This window comes from Bacteroidia bacterium, from assembly GCA_033391075.1.
Taxonomy (GTDB): Bacteria; Bacteroidota; Bacteroidia; order J057; family J057; genus JAWPMV01.
This window is the reverse complement of sequence record JAWPMV010000001.1, coordinates 5,243,155-5,261,314: the sequence shown is the minus strand read 5'-3', so window position 1 is coordinate 5,261,314 and position 18,160 is coordinate 5,243,155. Positions and strand designations below refer to the sequence as shown.

The 18,160-nt window shown below is 42.4% G+C and carries 14 protein-coding genes and 2 pseudogenes; 12 read left to right on the top strand and 4 right to left on the bottom strand.

Going from position 1 to position 18,160, the window contains the following annotated elements:
- Positions 1-10 precede the first annotated feature (10 nt).
- The 7 genes from R8P61_21010 (at position 11) to rodA (ending at position 7,843) form a co-directional block, all read left to right on the top strand.
- The gene (locus tag R8P61_21010) at positions 11-616 is read left to right on the top strand and encodes a phosphoribosylglycinamide formyltransferase (protein MDW3649562.1); all 606 of its coding nucleotides are present in this window, start codon (positions 11-13) and stop codon (positions 614-616) included.
- A gap of 26 nt (positions 617-642) precedes the next feature.
- Entirely contained in the window at positions 643-2,154 is a 1,512-nt protein-coding gene (gene purH / locus R8P61_21005; protein ID MDW3649561.1) for a bifunctional phosphoribosylaminoimidazolecarboxamide formyltransferase/IMP cyclohydrolase, read from the top strand.
- A 93-nt stretch (positions 2,155-2,247) separates the two neighbouring features.
- On the top strand, positions 2,248-3,270 hold the full coding sequence (locus R8P61_21000; GenBank protein ID MDW3649560.1) for a rod shape-determining protein: 1,023 nt from the start codon (positions 2,248-2,250) through the stop codon (positions 3,268-3,270).
- 15 nt (positions 3,271-3,285) lie between these two features.
- Positions 3,286-4,167 carry a rod shape-determining protein MreC gene (mreC, locus tag R8P61_20995; protein MDW3649559.1) on the top strand — a complete coding sequence of 294 codons (882 nt, stop codon included), beginning with the start codon at positions 3,286-3,288 and terminating at the stop codon, positions 4,165-4,167.
- Positions 4,160-4,666 (top strand): hypothetical protein, encoded by a 507-nt coding sequence (locus R8P61_20990; protein ID MDW3649558.1) that lies wholly within the window; start codon positions 4,160-4,162, stop codon positions 4,664-4,666. The genes mreC and R8P61_20990 overlap by 8 nt, the downstream gene beginning before the upstream one ends.
- Before the next feature lie 54 nt (positions 4,667-4,720).
- Positions 4,721-6,562, top strand: a complete 1,842-nt coding sequence (locus R8P61_20985) for a penicillin-binding transpeptidase domain-containing protein (GenBank protein MDW3649557.1) — start codon at positions 4,721-4,723, stop codon at positions 6,560-6,562.
- A 9-nt stretch (positions 6,563-6,571) separates the two neighbouring features.
- Positions 6,572-7,843, top strand: coding sequence for a rod shape-determining protein RodA (gene rodA / locus R8P61_20980; protein ID MDW3649556.1), 1,272 nt, complete (start codon positions 6,572-6,574; stop codon positions 7,841-7,843).
- Here rodA and R8P61_20975 read toward each other — a convergent pair.
- On the bottom strand, positions 7,840-9,321 hold the full coding sequence (locus tag R8P61_20975; GenBank protein ID MDW3649555.1) for an ATP-binding protein: 1,482 nt from the start codon (positions 9,319-9,321) through the stop codon (positions 7,840-7,842). The two genes, rodA and R8P61_20975, sit on opposite strands and share 4 nt — an antisense overlap.
- 214 nt (positions 9,322-9,535) lie before the next feature.
- Here R8P61_20975 and R8P61_20970 point away from each other — a divergent pair, with 214 nt between their 5' ends.
- Entirely contained in the window at positions 9,536-9,934 is a 399-nt protein-coding gene (locus R8P61_20970) for a response regulator (protein ID MDW3649554.1), read from the top strand.
- 70 nt (positions 9,935-10,004) lie between these two features.
- On the opposite strand, the pseudogene R8P61_20965 reads toward R8P61_20970, so the two are convergent.
- The 3 genes and pseudogenes from R8P61_20965 to R8P61_20955 form a co-directional block, all read right to left on the bottom strand.
- Positions 10,005-10,427 (bottom strand): annotated as a pseudogene (locus R8P61_20965) (TlpA disulfide reductase family protein).
- Positions 10,428-10,445: 18 nt separating this feature from the next.
- Positions 10,446-10,694, bottom strand: a pseudogene (locus R8P61_20960) (FKBP-type peptidyl-prolyl cis-trans isomerase N-terminal domain-containing protein).
- Positions 10,695-10,839: 145 nt separating this feature from the next.
- Positions 10,840-11,700 carry a choice-of-anchor V domain-containing protein gene (locus R8P61_20955; GenBank protein MDW3649553.1) on the bottom strand — a complete coding sequence of 287 codons (861 nt, stop codon included), beginning with the start codon at positions 11,698-11,700 and terminating at the stop codon, positions 10,840-10,842.
- Between the two features lie 223 nt (positions 11,701-11,923).
- Here R8P61_20955 and R8P61_20950 point away from each other — a divergent pair, with 223 nt between their 5' ends.
- From R8P61_20950 to R8P61_20935, 4 genes are all read left to right on the top strand, one after another.
- Positions 11,924-14,254, top strand: coding sequence for a TonB-dependent receptor (locus R8P61_20950; GenBank protein ID MDW3649552.1), 2,331 nt, complete (start codon positions 11,924-11,926; stop codon positions 14,252-14,254).
- Positions 14,255-14,284: 30 nt separating this feature from the next.
- A complete protein-coding gene (locus R8P61_20945; protein ID MDW3649551.1) occupies positions 14,285-15,205 on the top strand; it encodes a DUF4249 family protein in 921 nt (306 codons plus the stop codon).
- 79 nt (positions 15,206-15,284) lie between these two features.
- Entirely contained in the window at positions 15,285-16,787 is a 1,503-nt protein-coding gene (locus tag R8P61_20940; protein MDW3649550.1) for a hypothetical protein, read from the top strand.
- A gap of 42 nt (positions 16,788-16,829) precedes the next feature.
- Entirely contained in the window at positions 16,830-18,155 is a 1,326-nt protein-coding gene (locus R8P61_20935) for a DUF5723 family protein (GenBank protein ID MDW3649549.1), read from the top strand.
- The last annotated feature ends 5 nt before the right edge of the window (positions 18,156-18,160 follow it).

Genomic DNA, 18,160 nt, shown 5'->3' with positions numbered 1-18,160 from the left:
TTTTGCCGCAATGTCGGCTCCCAAACCTACACGAATAGCTATCCTTGCTTCTGGAGGTGGCTCCAATGCTCGAAAGATTATCGAATTCTTCGCTGAAAGGAATACAGCGGAAGTGATTCTCCTTGCCAGTAACAATTCGAAATCCGGTATTTTTAGTTTTGGACCAGAATCAGACCTTCCTGCTATACATCTGAGCAAAGAGCAGTATCTGGATGCCAACTTTCTGTTAGGCTTATTCAAAGCTTACAAAATTGATCTCATCATCCTTGCGGGATACCTTAAACTCATTCCCCCCAAACTTATAGAGGCCTTCCCCAGACATATCTTAAATATTCATCCTTCTTTACTCCCCAAATTTGGCGGAAAAGGCATGTATGGGATGCGCGTACACGAAGCCGTAATTGCCCAGAAGGAATTTCGTTCGGGGATCACGATCCACTTTGTAAATGAGGTCTATGATGAAGGAGAAATCCTGATGCAAAAGGCCCTGATGATAGACGAAAGCTGGGATCCCCAAACCCTCCAAAAAGAAGTACAAAAGCTTGAACATCAGTATTTTCCTAAAGCTATTGAAAAAGTTTGTCTGAGACTTCAACAGGAAAGGAATAATGTTTAATTTCGCGCCTTAACTGATCACCGACTATGCAAATCAAGTCCGCCCTCATCTCCGTTTACCATAAACAGGGATTAGAACCCATTATAGCTAATCTTCAAGACCTGGGGGTACAGATTTACTCAACAGGAGGTACTGCATCTTATATTGAAAGACTGGGTATAAAAGTACATCATGTAGAAGACCTGACGGGTTATCCTTCTATTTTGGGAGGTAGGGTGAAGACCTTGCACCCCAAAGTCCATGGAGGGATTCTGGCAAGAAGAGATGTGGAGTCAGATCAGAAAGAACTGGCGACCTACGAAATTCCGACCTTTGATCTGGTCATTGTAGATTTATATCCATTTGAGGAGACTGTAAAAAGTGGGGCTCGTGAAGCTGATATCATCGAAAAAATTGACATAGGTGGCATTGCCTTGATTCGTGCAGCTGCCAAGAATTTCAAAGATGTGGTTTGTGTTGCTTCACAGGACTATTATGATGATTTGTTGCAGGTTTTGGAGACGGGCAAAGGAAAGGTGAGCCTTGATCAGCGGAAATACTTTGCCGGCGGCGCTTTTGATGTGAGTTCTCACTATGATGCACACATCTTCCAATACCTCAAACCCAATGCAGAAGGATTGAAAATTTCCTTTGCAAAAGGGAAAAAATTGCGGTACGGAGAAAATCCGCATCAGACAGGCTTATATTATGGAGACCTGACAGAGCAATTTGAGCAACTTCATGGCAAAGAGCTGTCTTACAACAACCTGGTGGATATAGAAGGGGCTTTAGAGATTGTAGATGAATTTGATCAGCCTTGTTTCGCTGTCATCAAACATACCAATCCCTGTGGATGTGCCGTTGCGGATAATTTACTGGATGCCTGGAAGCGGGCTTTGGAAGGAGATCCTGTATCGGCTTTCGGAGGAATCCTCGCTTGTAATGGTACGGTAGATAAAGCCATCGCCGAAGAGATTCATCCTCTTTTTTTCGAAGTGCTGATTGCCAAAGACTTTACTCCGGAAGCTTTTGAACTCCTTACCTATAAGAAAAAGAATCGTCGCTTGCTCAAGAGAACAGCAGATGCTTTACCAGCTAAGATCGTCAAGAGCATGGTGAGTGGGTTTTTGGTACAAGATAAAGACCGAAGAGAGATTACGGCCAATGATTTGGAGGTAAAGAGCAGTAGGAAACCCACGGAACAGGAATTGAAGGATGTCCTGTTTGGAGACAGAGTTTGTAAGCATTTGAAATCAAATGCAATTGCCATTGTGAAAAATGAGCAATTGATAGGAAGTGGAATGGGACAAACATCCCGCATTGATGCCTTGAAACACGCTATGCAAAAGGCTGAAGAGAAGGGTTTTGACCTTAATGGAGCTGTACTGGCTTCAGATGCTTTCTTCCCTTTTTCTGACTGCGTGGAAATGGCTCATAATAAGGGAATTGAGGTAGTTGTAGAGCCTGGAGGTTCTGTTAGGGACCAGGAGACAATTGATTTTTGTGAAACTCACAATATGTGCTTAATTTTCACTTCGGTAAGACACTTTAAGCATTGAAAATTTAGTAAATTTGAAAAAAGATTCTGCGCGGAAGTTTAAGGGCCAATGACGACTGTTCTCCCCACAGAATACAACAGTAGATAGAATTAGATGGGACTTTTTGATTTTTTCACCACAGACATTGCTATAGACCTCGGAACGGCAAATACCCTGATCATGTACAATGATGAAGTGGTTGTTGATCAGCCTTCGATTGTAGCGATTGATCGCATGACAGGTAAAGTAATTGCGATTGGAAGCGAGGCAAGGCAAATGCACGAAAAAACCCATGAAAAATACAAAACAATACGTCCGCTGAGAGATGGGGTAATTGCTGACTTTACAGTTGCGGAACATATGATTCGGGGTATGATCAAAATGATCAATGCCAAGAATAAGTTTTTCTCAACCAGTTATCGCATGGTGATCTGTATTCCCAGTGGGATTACAGAAGTAGAGAAAAGGGCAGTAAAAGATTCTGCAGAGCAAGCAGGAGCAAAAGAAGTTTACCTCATTCAGGAACCTATGGCTGCCGCAATAGGGATCGGTCTGAATGTAAAAGAGCCTACCGGACACATGGTGGTTGATATCGGTGGGGGTACAACTGAGATTGCGGTGATTGCGCTGAGTGGGATTGTTACAGACCAAAGTATCCGCATTGCCGGAGATGAATTTAACGAAGACATCCTGGACTATATGCGTAAGCAGCACAATATGCTCATCGGTGAGCGTAGTGCAGAACGGATCAAGATTGAGGTAGGAGCAGCACTTCCCGAATTGGAAAATGCTCCGGATGATATCGAGATCAGAGGTAAAGACCTCATGACGGGTATCCCTAAAACGATTTCCGTTTCTTATCGTGAGTTGTCTCATGCCTTGAATAAGTCCATTACCAAGATAGAAGACGCCATCCTCAAGGCATTGGAAAATACTCCTCCGGAATTATCTGCAGATATTTATGATCGCGGGATTCATCTTACAGGAGGAGGAGCATCTCTGCGAGGCCTCGACATCCGTTTAGCAGAAAAGACCAAGCTACCCATTCACGTAGCAGAAGATCCCCTTAAAGCCGTAGTGCGCGGAACTGGGATCGCATTGAGAAATCTGGACGACTTCAAGTACCTGATGAGCTAGTTTAGCTAAGGAGATATGTATAGACTATTCTCCCTTCTTTCCAAATACCGAAATGCCATTTTATTTTTGGTACTGGAGCTGATCGCCTTTTTTTGTATCGTCAGATATAATGATGCGCAAAGGCATGTCATGGGAGATGCCTTGATGGATTTTAGTGCCTCCATCTATGACAGCCGTAATAGCGTTGATGAATTCTTCAAACTAAGATCCAAAAATGAAGAGCTTAAAGCAGATGCCAAATACCTGCAGGAACGTCTGGCACAGGCTGAAAGGCAAATCCAGGAATACCAATCTCTCCTGAATCTGGACTCCCTGGATAAAGTGGATCTATTAGCGGTAGAAAAAGAAAGGCCATACAGCTTTATTCCCGCACATGTGGTGAAAAATACTGTGCATAAGAACTATAACTACATTGTTCTTGATAAAGGATCAGAAGATGGGGTAGAAAAAGATATGGGACTGGTTTCTTTGCAAGGAGTTGCGGGTCGGATAATTCGGGTGGGTGAAGACTATTCCCTGGCTTTGAGTGCTCTTAACCTCACCTTTAAACTGTCTCTACAAGCCCTGGATGATAGCGCACGTTGGGTGGCAGGAACAGCAGGAGTATATGAGTGGAACGGAGGAGACCCGAGATATGCGTACTTAAAATCAATTCCAGAGACTGCAGAGCTAAAAGAAAATTATACAGTAGTTACCTCTGAGCATAGCCTGATCTTCCCTCCCGGCTACAAAGTGGGTACAGTCCTCGAACTGGGAGATAATCCAGAAGAGGGATTCTTCAATGCCACCATCAAATTGTCCACGGATTTTAGCAAACTGGACAATGTCTATCTGGTAAAGAGCAGTTTTAAAACCGAAATAGATAGCCTAAGCCAAAACCTCCCGGGAAATGAATGACTCCATTAAATATGGCCTGGGGCTTATGCTCTATCTCTTTTTTCAGGTTTTCCTGTTTAATGAGCTCGAATTATTTAATCTGGCAGTGCCGCATGTATTCCTGCTCTTTCTCCTCATGCTTCCTTTTAATATCACCCGTCCCAGCCTCTATCTCATAGCTTTTGGTCTGGGCTTTCTGGTGGATATATTCTCTGATGGAGCAGTTACGGGTCTTCAAGCCTTTTCTTGTGTATTGGTTGTAGGCCTTAGATCAGGTCTGGCCGGAATTTTGAGCAGTTCCAACTTCAGGAATCTGGAGGATTTGGACTTCAAAGCTCAAAATGGGATCTGGTACGTAGGCTATCTTTTGCCCCTGATTTTCGTGCATCAGTTTGCTGTTCACTTCATGGAGGCTCTTTCCTTCCAAAATTTTTTCTATAAACTCTTGCAAATTGGGGTAGGCACCGCATTTACCTTTATAATTTGTTATATTTTAGTAGTGCTTTTCTACAAACGCTAAGGCGAAAGGAAAGCAAAGGGAATTTAGACGAAAAAGCTACCAAAAAAGGCTTGCATGGATAATTTTGTGCATAGAGGAAATGTGATTATTGGACTGATCTTTTTGATCTTTATGGTATTCGTTATTCGCCTGTTTTCTATACAGGTCTTGAGTGATGAATATGCACAGAAAGCACAGTCTTATATCGTTCGTACCAAATCCGTGGTACCTCCCCGGGGCAATATTTACAATCGCAAAGGAGAAATCTATGTGAGCAATCGGCCCATGTTTTCTCTGACCCTGACTCCTTCCGAATTGTACATTCCAGCTGAGGATACTTCCGTATTGTTGGATTTTATAGATATGAGCTGGCCGGCTTTTGATTCGCTTTTGAAAGCCAGAAGTAAAAGCCGAGCGGAGAGTCTTAAGGAGTCCGTTTTGCTGCGGCATATCGAACCGGGTGAGTACGGGGCCATGCAGGAAAAACTCTGGGACTTTGGAGGACTGGATTTTCAGGCAAATAATCGCCGGAATTATCAGTACGGCGTGGGGGCGCATATTTTAGGCTATGTAAGTGAAGTTAACCAGCGGGAATTGAGAAACTCAGAGGGTAGGTATGAGCCTGGGGATTTAATTGGAAAAGCAGGGATTGAAAGGAGTCTGGATACTATCCTTAGGGGGGTAGTTGGGAAAAGGAAAGTTCAAAAAGATAAATACAGCCGGGAAGTAGGTGAGTATGCAGGAGGAAAATTTGACATTGAAGCAGTCAAAGGTGATGATATCCTGCTGGGAGTAGATACAGATCTTCAGGCGATTGGAGAGGAGTTGATGGAGATGAAGAAAGGGAGCATTGTTGCTATAGAACCTCGTTCTGGAGAAATCCTGGCTTTTATCAGCGCGCCGACCTATCAGCCCGATCAGCTTACCGGAAAGGAACTCAATAGCAATTGGAAGGCTTTGCAAAAGGATTCCTTGTATCCTTTATTCAACCGCCCGCTGATGGCAGAATATCCTCCGGGATCTATTTTCAAAATTCCTCTGGCATTGGCTGCTCTGAACGAAGGTGTCATTACCAAAGACACTTATTATCGTTGTGGAGGAGGATTTTGGAGGAATAAAGGCAAACCCGGTTGCCGTTTACACTACCACCCTTTGAAATTAAAAGATGCGATCAAGCTATCCTGCAATAGTTACTTCGCAGCTACCTATATGGATTTTCTCGACAGCCCCATTTACAATGACATGTATAAGGGTTTTGAAACCTGGCATCGCTATATGTCAGTGATGGGGGTGGGTAAAACACTGGATGTGGATATGCCTTATGAAAAGCCAGGTCAATTACCCGCTTCCAGCATGTATGACAATGAGAAGTACTGGTATGGGAAAAATCGCTGGAGTGCAACTACGGTTATCAGTAATGCCATTGGTCAGGGAGAACTATTGATGACGCCTCTGCAGATGGCTAATCTCTCTGCCCTGGTTGCAAATCGTGGAACTTATGTACCGCCGCATTTTTTACGTGCGACCAGAAGCTCACGTAATCAACCTTGGGAAATGATTCCTCAGGAAACGGTTTCCACCCAGATCAACCGTCAGCATTTTGAGGATGTGATTATGGCCATGGAAGAAGGGGTGGAAGCGGGTACAGGAAGAAGGGCTTATCTGGAAGGATTCCGAGTAGCAGGAAAGACTGGAACTGTACAGAATCCACATGGAGAAGATCATTCGGTCTTTATCGGTTTTGCTCCGGTAGAAAATCCTCAGATTGCGATAGCAGTCGTAATAGAAAATGCAGGAGGGGGAGGTAGATGGGCCGCACCTACGGCAGGAATCTTAATGGAGCAATTCCTTGCGAAAAAGATTGAACAGAAGAAGTGGGAATATCAACGTATTAAACAAGCCCGATTCAAATACTAGGAGAGCAAGATGAATAGAAAAGGATTTGATCTGGATTGGATAACGATATTTTTATACATGATGCTGGCCATTGTGGGCTGGTCAACGGTATTTGCTGTTTCCTATTTTTCCTATGACGATGCCTTACCTTTTCTAAGTACTGCCCATGGAAAGCAGCTGATCTTTGTTTGTGTTTCTATTGTAGCTGCTGTTTTAATTCTCTTTCTGGACTTACGATTTATTGAAGGGATCAGCTATTTACTATATGGCGTAAGTATATTTTTATTGCTATTGGTCTTTTTGCTGGGGAAAAGGGTCAATGGTGCCCTTAATTGGTTACCCTTATTTGGCTTTTCCTTCCAGCCCGCAGAGGTAGCAAAAATAGCAACTGCGCTTGCCCTGGCGCGATTCATGTCGTCCATAGGCTTTTCACTTAACAATACCCGTTCTCTAGCAATCGCGATTGGGATTGTCATTCTACCAGCAATAATCGTAATCCTGCAAAATGACACAGGTTCTGCCCTCGTTTTTTTTAGTTTATTGATTGTTTTTTATCGGGAAGGACTGAATTGGTTGATACCGGCTTTGCTGATTCTACTGGCAGCTTTGGCGGTAATTACCTTATGGCTGGGCAAACCGATATGGATTTGTTTAGGATTGCTGATCCTTGCCGGGATCAGCTTTGCCCTTAGTTTCAATAAAAGGAGTTGGGGGAGAGATTTGATGATCTACCTCATTGTAAGTGGGATCATGTCAGGTTATGTGTTTAGTGTTGACTTTATCGTGGACAAACTTCCTCAACACCAACAGAATCGTATATTTGTCTTATTCAATCCAACCATAGATCCACAAGGAGTTGGATACAATGTAATCCAGTCAAAGATTGCCATTGGTTCAGGAGGCCTGACGGGAAAAGGCTATAAGCAGGGAGAGTATACCAAATCGAAATTTGTCCCCATGCAGGAGACCGATTTTATCTACTGCACAGTTGGAGAAGAATTGGGCTGGCTGGGTTCCAGTTTTGTATTGATGCTATTCTTTGCCCTGATCTGGCGAATAAAAATCATGGCAGAAAATTCGAAGACAAAATTTTCCCGTATTTACGGCTATGGCATCATATCGATCCTCTTCTTCCATGTCCTGGTAAATGTGGGGATGACGGTAGGACTCATGCCCGTCATTGGGATACCTCTGCCTTTTTTTAGCTATGGAGGGTCCTCATTTTTGAGTTTCACCATCCTGATATTCCTGATGGTCAATCTCTATTCCTTCAAATCCAGCGTATTGGGATCCAAGCTCTAGGAACTGGCTAAATCCTTCACAGCCCATTTCAAAATTTTGTCATAGAGATCTTTCTGACGAAAGGGCTTGGGAATGTAATCATTCATGCCTGACTGAAGGGCTATGCGAATGTCCTCTTTAAATGCGTTTGCCGTTGCTCCTATGATAGGGATACTGGACTCCAGATCTCGGCGGATACTTTTACTGGCTTGCAAACCATCCATCAAGGGCATTTGAATATCCATAAAGACCAGATCATAATCTGTCTTTCCACATAATGCTCGAATGGCTTCCTGTCCATTTTCTACCACATCTGAAGTTACCCCCATTCCTTCCAGGAAACTTTGAAAAAGCACCTGATTGACAGTATTGTCTTCAGCTACCAGTACATGGATAGCTTGGGGTAAAACAAGGGTTTCCTCTAATTCTTTAACACTTGCCATCTTTGCTGGAGTAAAATTACTTTTCGCATAAGGCAGCGATACATCAAAATGAAATTGAGTACCCGGGCCTCCCTTATCACTGAGGAATTGAGGATTTGGACTTTGGACGCCTATCTCTCCCCCCATAAGTCTGACAAGTTCTGAGACGATAGTAAGCCCTAATCCTGAGCCCCCAAATTTCCGGGTGGTAGATTCTTCACTCTGAACGAATGGATTGAAAATCCTATTTAATTTTTGAGGATCGATTCCGATACCGGTATCACTTACAAGAGTTCTGATCCAGACTTTTCCTTCCTTTTGACCCTGATGAATGAATTGAACCCTGATCTTGCCAGCCTGGGTAAATTTCATCGAATTACTTATCAGGTTTTGAAGAATTTGCCTCAATCGATAAGGATCAGCTATCAGCATATCCGGTAGTTTTGGGTCGAAGATCAGCTCAAATTGAATATTCTTTTGCGCTGCTTCATACTCATAAGGAAGTAGGCTGGAGGAAATGACCTCTTTGAAATGGAAGGCCACAGATTCCATGTTTAGTTTGCCTTCCCCGATTTTGTTGAGGTCGAGGATATCATTTAGCAAAAGCATAAGGCCATCTCCTGATTGAGAAATGAGATCAACAAATTTTTTGGATTTAGTATCTAACTTCCTTTTAGCCAGCATCTCTGAAAATCCCAATATAGAGTTTAGAGGATTTCTGATCTCATGACTCATCTGGGCGAGGAAACGCGATTTTGCTTGGTTAGCATTTACAGCATCCTGTCTTTCTTTTTCTAAAAAACGAAACTTTTCTTCCAAAGCTTCACGTTCATCATCCTCATCCTGCTGCTTTTTTGCCGTCTTTTCATAATTGAAATTTCGAGTAAGAGCTATTACAAAAAGGATGGAAGAAAATAAGAGGATGGATAGCTTCCAATGCCAACTGATGCTGCCTGATTTTTCGGCCCAGCCGAGTCCGAGTACGGCTAAATAGGTAAGAAGATAGCTAAGGATGGTTAACAAGCTGGTATGCTCCTGGAAAGCCTGGGTCAGTAAAAATGAGCGAAATTTTTTCATGAGACAAGGTTGCAGGTTAATGCGCTTCTGTTAATTCCTTTTGTTTTGGTACTTAGGTTTCTAAAGCAAATTAGTGCCTGAAAGCTTGTTAATTTGAATTAATCATGTATATTTCTTACCTCAAAAAGTCCATGATAGAATTTAAGTGGAAAGTTATTGTCTTGTGAGTCAAGCTGTTGTACTTTTAAATTCTAAATGAAGATATTAACCCAATATGTCAGTTGTAAATCGTGTAATGATTATAGACGATGATGAAATAAACAACTTCATCTGCGTCAAAAACCTCAAGGATTCAGGATTTTCCGATGAGGCCAGTTTCTGTCTAAGAGGAAAAGATGGCTTGGAAGAATTGAAAAATGCCAGTCCCGAAGAGATTCCCGATGTAATTTTCCTGGATATCAATATGCCTCTCATGAATGCATGGGAATTTCTGGAAGAATACAACAAGCTTGCTTCAGGCTTCAATAAGGAAGTAAAACTGTTTATCCTTTCGTCCTCTGTATATAAGAGAGATATCGCGAAATCCTCCGAATACGCAAACGTAACGGACTATATCATCAAGCCTTTGAATAAGGCTACGCTGGATAAAGTTCGTGAGACACACTTTGCGTAAGGATAGAAATATTTCATATGAAAAAAGCCGGCTGATTCAGCCGGCTTTTTTCGTTTATGTTATTTTTTATTTATGCTCCCAGAAGCTCTTCAAGTTTTTTCTCCAGGCTAGCTCCTCTGAGGTTTTGAGCAATGATCTTTCCATCCTTGTCAACCAGCACAGTGAAAGGAATCGCAGACACTCCATAATCAACAGCTGCTTTGCTTTGGAAATACTTGAGGTCGCTTACATGCTTCCAGCTAAGTCCATCAGCTGCGATTGCTTGCAACCAACGATCTCTATTGCGATCGAGGCTTACGCCTAAAATCTCAAAGCCTTTGTCTTTGTATTTATTATAAGCTCTTACCACATTTGGATTCTCCAGTCTACAAGGCTTGCACCAGCTAGCCCAAAAATCTACCAGAACATACTTTCCTTTCAGGTCACTGAGACTCAGTTTCTCGCCATCAGGAGTATCCAGGCTGATTTCAGGAGCAGATTGACCTGTGCTTACATTAGCCATTTTTCTGCTGCCTTGCTGCTGCATTTGCTTCATTCGCATTTCAGTTTGAAAAGCAAAAATAAGTTGCTGAATATCTGCATCTGTCAAGCTTTTATTTTCTTGCAGGGATTCTTTCAGACCTGTATAAAAAGCTTCTGGAGATAAGGCCACGGATTGCTTTTGGAAAGAATTGGCAATATCTCTTCCAAGCGCATATGAGATACTATCTGTCTTGTCACTGATTTCTGTACTACTGCCACCGGTAGATTCACATGACATCAAAGCCAGACTGATAATAGCTACTATAATGAAAACTCTCATATTTATTTTAATGATGATTCTTTATCGAGACTACGAAGATAAACAATATTTTACTTGTCTGTAATGTCAATTTCCGGACCTTCTTTCCTCTATGCGAAATTTTTTACCGAATTAGGCGGAATTTCTCTGCTCGAAACTTATCAGCCTGCTGGATTTTGAGGATATAGATTCCACCTGCCCAGGCTTTCGTATGAACGTTATACGGGATATAGGGTAGTAAATAAGCTTCATTCTTATAGGAAAGCTGACCGTTTAAACTTACAACTTCTATTCGGGTCATTTTCCCGGAGCTTTGCTGACTCTCGACCTGAATTCTTCCAGAAACATGATCAAAGCTGATTTTTACGTCCTGATTGCTGAGTTCATGTGCGATTGGCGTAGCCCAGCTACTATCCAGTCCAGCATCAGCCCTGATAGCATAGACATAATCTCCGGCTGAGTTGTTGTTGTTGTTAGCTGCTACGAAAGCTGCATAAAAAGAGATCTCCTCAGGAGTAGATTCTGTATTGGGAGCTGTCCAGTTGAATGTCCACTCGCTGGAATCAGAGGTGATATTAGCCGGATCATGAGAAACATAGATTCTGTCCCCTGCCTGATTTTCTGTGAGTTGGGTTCTATCCGGTTCAGCCAAACTTACCGATCCTCCGGAAATTTGTCCCAAAGAATCATAAGCCATAACCATAAAGCCGAATCTTTGCTGTCCATCTTGTTTGACTTTGGCAGTAATGGTATAAGTTTGACCCGCACGGAAGCCATTTTCAAATATATCACCACTGAGAGAAGCCATTCCCGGTCCTGAATTGAGAGAAAAACTATTGTGGCAATAGCCATTGCTACAGTTGAGTTCGCCCGGTGCAGCGGTTCGACTGGCAGGAGGGCCATCGGAAAAAGATGATAATTCGAGGAAAAATACGAGCAAGAAAAAAGTAAAGAGAATGAATAACAGGTATTTGTAAAGTTTCATGAGACAGGGATTTTCTTTTTTTGCGCAAATATTGTACCTCTAACCCAAAGATTTTCAGACCTTTAGCGCAAAATATACACATATTTTTGTAAGAAGTAGGAGACTCAGACGACCTCTTAAGGGAACGATAATCAGAATCCCCTTCTTTTTGCCCTAACATTGTCTTGAGATTGTCGTTTCATTAGAATGTAAACCCAAAAATACATCAACCTGTTTATTCCTTATGAAGCACTTCTTCGTCTTAATTTTAGTAGCAAGTTTACCATTTACACTTTTAGCGCAAGATAAATTTACCATCAGTGGGTATATATATGAAGCCTCTTCAGGTGAAAGTTTGATTGGAGCGACAATAGCAGTCCCCTCCCTCAAAAAAGGTACATACAGCAACGAATACGGTTTTTATTCCCTCACTCTTCCGGCAAACTCAGATTCTCTGGAACTTGTATTTTCTTTTTCCGGTTACGAACGACAAACACGCTCTATTCTGCTCAACAAAGATCTGAGCATAGATATAAACCTGGACTTCAAAGTCCTGGAGGAGGTAGTCATTGAAGCCGAGGGATTTGAGGAACAATTGAGTTCTACTCAAATGAGTGTTGAGCGTCTCAGTATGCGAGACGCCAAAAAGATTCCAGCCTTCCTTGGGGAAGTGGATATCATCAAAACCCTGCAACTAAAACCCGGAGTAAGTTCGGGAAGTGAAGGTAGTTCGGGTATATTTGTAAGAGGAGGCGGTCCCGATCAGAACCTCGTTTTGCTCGACAATACCGTTTTATATAATCCTTCTCACCTCTTTGGTTTCTTCAGTACTTTTAATTCTGATGCGGTAAAGGATGTGAAGCTTTACAAAGGAGGCTTCCCAGCCCAATACGGAGGGAGACTTTCCTCTGTCATTGATGTAAAGATGAATGAAGGGAACAATAAGAAGTTTTCCGGTTCAGGAGGCTTGGGATTGATCGCCTCTCGTCTTACGCTGGAAGGTCCGATTGTCAAGGATAAAGGCTCCTTTATGGTCTCAGGCAGAAGAACCTATGTGGACCTCATTACCCGACAGATAAACCGAGCACTGGAAGATGAGCCGGACTTCAATCCTATTCCCGATTATTTCTTTTATGACCTCAATGCAAAAGCCAATTACCAGCTCAATGAAAATAATCAACTCTTCCTGAGTGGATACTTTGGCCGAGATCAGTTTACCTTTAATGATGGGAATTTTGACTTCAAATTTTTCTGGGGGAATTCAAATGCTACCCTTCGATGGAATCATCTCTTTTCTCCCCGCCTTTTCATGAATATTGCGGTAGGAGCCAGTGATTATCGATATAAAATCACCAATCAGTTTGACATCTTTGCTTTTGAGCTGGGATCGGATATCACTGATCAGACGGTGAGTACTGACTTTACCTGGATTCCTGATAATAAACATACCGTAAAGTTTGGAGCAAAAGCTATTTACCATACTTTCACAGTTGGTAGACTGAATGCAGGAGCCGAGGACAGTACCTTTAGCTTTACGGCAGGTAATACTTTTTATGCAACGGAATTTGGGGCTTATATCGCGGATGATATTGAGTTCAATGATAAATTGAAATTGAATGTAGGGCTTCGGCTTTCCGGATTTAACAGTGATGGAGTTACTTATGCAAATCCGGAACCTCGGGCAGCATTAAGGTGGACTGTGGGAAAGAATGTTTCCCTAAAAGCCAGCTATGCTCGTATGGCTCAGTATCTGCATTTGGTAGCCAATAGTGGGGCTACGCTTCCTACAGACGTTTGGTATCCTTCTAATGAAAGAGTGAAACCTCAACTTTCTGATCAGGTAGCTGTAGGAATTACCCTGACTTTAGGAGATGATTATCTCCTGAGCAATGAGGTTTATTATAAATGGTTACGTAATTCCATCGACTTCCGAAATGGTGCGGATCTTTTTGTCAATGATGATTTGGATACAGAATTCGTATTCGGCGAAGGATATGCTTATGGAAATGAGTTTTACCTGGAGAAAAAGAATGGCAGACTGACTGGTTGGATCGGATATACAATTTCCTGGTCCTGGAGAGAGTTTGATGGGGTAAATGAAAATGGAGAGTTTATTCCGGATAATGCCATCAATGATGGAGAGCGTTTCAATCCCGTCAATGATAAAAGACATGATATCTCCATCGTAGGAATTTACGAACTTAGCAGAAGATGGAGTTTTAGTTCCTCCTGGGAGTATCGGAGCGGAACCCCAACCACTTTACCTATCGGAAGGTTCCCGCTTTTTGGACCGGATCTGGAAATCCCTCAGATCACTCCGATCTTTCAGAAAAGAAACAGCTTTCGTTTACCGGCTTATCACAAATTGGATGTTGGAGTAATCTATAAACTCTTTCCTAAATGGGGAGAAGCAGATCTGACAATTAGTGCGTATAATGCCTACAATCGAAGGAATCCCTATTTCGTGTTTTTTGAAACCCAGGAAAATGAGGCAGGCATTCCGATTGATCAAGTCGCAAAACAAGTAGCTCTTTTTCCGGTCATTCCCTCAATTACCTATAATTTCAGATTCTAATTTCCCCAATATTCAAATAGAATTCTCGTCATGAGTAGATATATAAAATCATTGTTATTCCTCTCCCCCCTCTTTCTCTTTATGGCTTGTAGCCTCCAGCAGGAAGTAGACCTGAATCTTCCGGAATTTGAACCGGGAGTAGTGGTCGAATCCTACCTGGAGCCTGGTTTACCTTTTTCCGCAATACTGGTGGAAAGTGTAAGTTATCTCGGTAGTAGTGAGATTCGCTTTGTGAAAAATGCGGAAGTGACCATCAAATATGATGATCAGGAAGTAGTATTAATTCCATTTGCTGTGCCGGTTGATATAAACCTTCCCAATAATGACATCATCGATACCAGTTTCTTGCGAATCCTGACTCCCATTATTGGAGATTCCCTCTTTATTTATGCAAGTCCTCTTACGGTACCTGAATTATACAATACAGAGTTCAAGCTGGAAATAAAGACTCAGGAGGGGCAGGAATTGAATGCAAGCAGCTTTATTCCGAGACCTATCCCTATAGATACCATGGAATATCGCTTTGATGAGGAAGACTCTCTGGCCTTTGTATTGACTAAATGGGACGATCCGGCTGATGAGGTTAATTTTTACCGACGCTTGTTAGACAAAACCCTATACGAAAAGGAATTCGATGAAAATGGAAATGTAATCGATTCTACCCTGACTACGGAAGAAATCCAGGACTTTATCATTGATGATGATATCGAAAATGGGCAATTGATTACGGTAGGAACCGATTTTGAATTTGAAGTAGGAGATACCGTTACGGCAACAACTATTCATATTACCCCTGAATATTATCGCTTTATAGAAACCACGGATGCAGCCTTTGTGGCCAATCTAAGCCCCTTCGGACAGCCTACCCTGGTTGAATCAAATATCCAGGGAGGTACCGGCATCTTTGCGGGGCTTACACGTGCGATTAAAGTGCTGGTGGTTGGGGACTAAGGCGTAATATTGTTCGGTAAATCGATTATTTCATATTAAAAAAAGTACGTAGTATTGGATAAAATAAAATTATCCGTACATGAAGTACTTTTTTACCCGTGCTCGATTCCTTGCCATCATATTCCTGGGTACTTTATTTGCTTCCTGTAGTCTGATTGAGAAATCAGATAAAATCATTGGACCACAATGGGAGCCGGAATTTGCTGTACCTATCTTGAATACAGAGTTTTCCATGGCGGACCTTTTGTCTCGCCTGGATAGCAACAGCTATATCCAAACCCAAAGTGATGGCCTCTTGTCCCTCGTCTATGAAGATCAATTAGCAAGTGTAAGTGGAACCTCTTTGCTTTCTCTCCCCAATCTGCCGGTTCCTATGTTTGATACTACCCAACAGATAGGCTTTCCTGTAGAGGGAATCAAGCTTCTGGGGATCAAACAAGGATTGCTCAATTACAGTTTCGAGTCTGTGGATATTGGAAATCACGAACTCGTGGTTCAAATCCCGGAGGCTAGTCAAAATGGACAAACCTACGAACAGATCGTTTCTTTTTCTGCGCCCGGTACCTTTGCCGGTACCCTGGATCTCAGTGGCTATGATTTGGATTTGAGTTCAGAGCGAATGACTTTCAAATATTTCGCAAGGCCAACCGGTTCTGCCGAAAGAAAGTCTCTGGTAAATTTCTTTTTTGAGATCACAGATCTGGATTATGATCAAATCAATGGTTATCTCGGGACTCAGGATTTAGAACTCGGAGGAGATTCCATTTCATTGGATGTTTTTGAGGATTTGATTGATGGGGAATTTAGGATCAACGACCCTCGCATCAGTATTACCCTCGACAATACCTATGGGGTTCCTATAGAGGTACAAGCCAATACCTTTGAAGTACAGACTTCGCAAGGGAGGATTGCATTGGATCATACTGGATTAGAAAATGGCTTGCCTATTAACTTTCCTGATCTTGCAGCCATAGGTAATTCCGCACGAACCATCATTGAGATCAATAATGAAAACTCCAATATTGCAGATCTGCTTTCTTCCAAACCCAGCGGGATATCTTATGATCTTTCTGCCACTTTGCATCCGGAAGGAGATAGCTCGGAAATAGGTTTCGTGCTCGACAATAGCGGCTTTGATTTGGGATTAAGGGTAGAGGTGCCCCTGGATATTCAATTGAGCGAAATTGCACTTGAGCAGGATTTGGGATTAGAACTGACGAGTATGGATCAGGTCGAATCTGCCGAACTCATTTTGATCACTGAAAATGGATTTCCCCTTGATTTGGTCTTGCAAGCATATTTCCTTGATGAGCAAGGAGTTGTTCAGGATTCTCTTTTTGATGGTCCGGCCCAATTGTTATCTGCAGCTTCTGTGGATCAAACTGGACGGGTTGTCGAGAGTAGCAGTTCTACGCTGGATATCGCTTTGACTGCAGAGCGTTGGTATCGTTTACAAAACAGTGCAGAGATTCGAATAAAAGCCCAGATCGCAACTACCAATTCCGGCAGCGTACCAGTAAAATTTTACGACGATTACAATCTCAAGGTCAAATTAGGTGCACTTGCAGAATTGAATCCCTAATTCTTACTCATTCTTTTCACGCTATACTCAATCAAAAGATACATGCGTAAAGCATTTCTATATATTCTAGCTGTACTCCTGGTTTTTGCACCTGTATTCACTTTCGCTCAAACGGATTTTGGCATACACTTTATGCCTGGGGCTATTCAATCCCAGTACACCAATCCTGCTTTCATGAGCGAAAAGAAGATCAACATCGCTTTGCCTGGAGTAAGTATGGGAGCTACCCATTCCGGATTTACGATTGGTGATTTGCTTCAGCCTGTAGATGGTTCTGATTCATTCCGGGTTGATATTGATAATGTCCTGACGCAATTAGGAGAGGACAATACCTTCAAAGGGAAAGTGCATGCAGATATACTTTCTGTAGGACTTCGTTTAGGGGGCTTTCAATTGGGAGTAAATACAGGAACGCGGGCGAGCTTCTTTGCTGCTTACCCCAAGGACCTAGTTCGCCTGGCCTGGCAGGGAAATGGGGATTATATCGGTCAAACTTTATCGGTTGGACCCGACTTTCAGGCATTTGCCTATCATGAAATTGGAATAAGCGGTGCGATCCGCATCAAAAAGAAATTGCAGTTTGGTGCCAGAGTGAAATACCTGATTGGACTAGCTGATTTTTCCTTATCCAGAAATAATGCTCAATTTCAAACGGGCACCGAATACTATCAGCTGAGTTTGCTCACAGATGTCCAATTCAATACCAGTACCTTCAATATGGGAAGCATCAATTCCCTGGATGATCTGGATCAATTACAGCCGGAATTTACCCTCAATGCTACGACAGGCAATAAGGGATTTGCTGCAGATCTGGGAGTTGTATTCAACCTCAATGATAAGTTGAGCTTTTCTGCCAGTGTGAGGGATCTGGGGTTTATCAATTGGACAGATCAGGTCAGTAATTATGCAGTTTCCGGAGAGATTAATTTTGAGGGGATAGATGCTATGGAGATCAGTGAAGGAAATGAAGAAGCCATGGAGGAATTTGTAGATTCTCTTGTGTCCGGCCTGATGGTTCAGACTTCTAACGAGAGCTATCGTACGCAGCTACCGACCGAATACTATTTGAGTGGAACCTTTAGTCCCCTGAATTCATTGCGTCTGGGAGCCTTGGTACATAGCACAAGGTATAGAGGAAGAAGCACTACAGCGGTAGGTCTGAGTGCCAGCAAAGATTTGGGTAAAATCCTGAGCCTGGGGGTAAATTATTTCACCATAAATAAAAGCTATCAAAATGTGGGAGCAAACCTTTTATTGAAAATGGGCCCTGTCCATTTGTACATGCTCTCTGATAATATCCTGACATTTATCAAACCTGAGGAAAGTAAGTTTATCAATTTCCGAATGGGGATGAATGTCGCTTTCTAATTGAG

Coding starts and splice junctions, on each gene's coding strand:
- R8P61_21010 (MDW3649562.1), top strand. CDS start 11: ATGTCGGCTCCCAAACCTACACGAATAGCTATCCTTGCTTCTGGAGGT.
- R8P61_20940 (MDW3649550.1), top strand. CDS start 15,285: ATGAAGTACTTTTTTACCCGTGCTCGATTCCTTGCCATCATATTCCTG.
- mreC (MDW3649559.1), top strand. CDS start 3,286: ATGTATAGACTATTCTCCCTTCTTTCCAAATACCGAAATGCCATTTTA.
- R8P61_20975 (MDW3649555.1), bottom strand. CDS start 9,321: ATGAAAAAATTTCGCTCATTTTTACTGACCCAGGCTTTCCAGGAGCAT.
- purH (MDW3649561.1), top strand. CDS start 643: ATGCAAATCAAGTCCGCCCTCATCTCCGTTTACCATAAACAGGGATTA.
- R8P61_20950 (MDW3649552.1), top strand. CDS start 11,924: ATGAAGCACTTCTTCGTCTTAATTTTAGTAGCAAGTTTACCATTTACA.
- R8P61_20985 (MDW3649557.1), top strand. CDS start 4,721: ATGGATAATTTTGTGCATAGAGGAAATGTGATTATTGGACTGATCTTT.
- R8P61_20945 (MDW3649551.1), top strand. CDS start 14,285: ATGAGTAGATATATAAAATCATTGTTATTCCTCTCCCCCCTCTTTCTC.
- R8P61_20935 (MDW3649549.1), top strand. CDS start 16,830: ATGCGTAAAGCATTTCTATATATTCTAGCTGTACTCCTGGTTTTTGCA.
- R8P61_20990 (MDW3649558.1), top strand. CDS start 4,160: ATGAATGACTCCATTAAATATGGCCTGGGGCTTATGCTCTATCTCTTT.
- R8P61_20970 (MDW3649554.1), top strand. CDS start 9,536: ATGTCAGTTGTAAATCGTGTAATGATTATAGACGATGATGAAATAAAC.
- rodA (MDW3649556.1), top strand. CDS start 6,572: ATGAATAGAAAAGGATTTGATCTGGATTGGATAACGATATTTTTATAC.
- R8P61_20955 (MDW3649553.1), bottom strand. CDS start 11,700: ATGAAACTTTACAAATACCTGTTATTCATTCTCTTTACTTTTTTCTTG.
- R8P61_21000 (MDW3649560.1), top strand. CDS start 2,248: ATGGGACTTTTTGATTTTTTCACCACAGACATTGCTATAGACCTCGGA.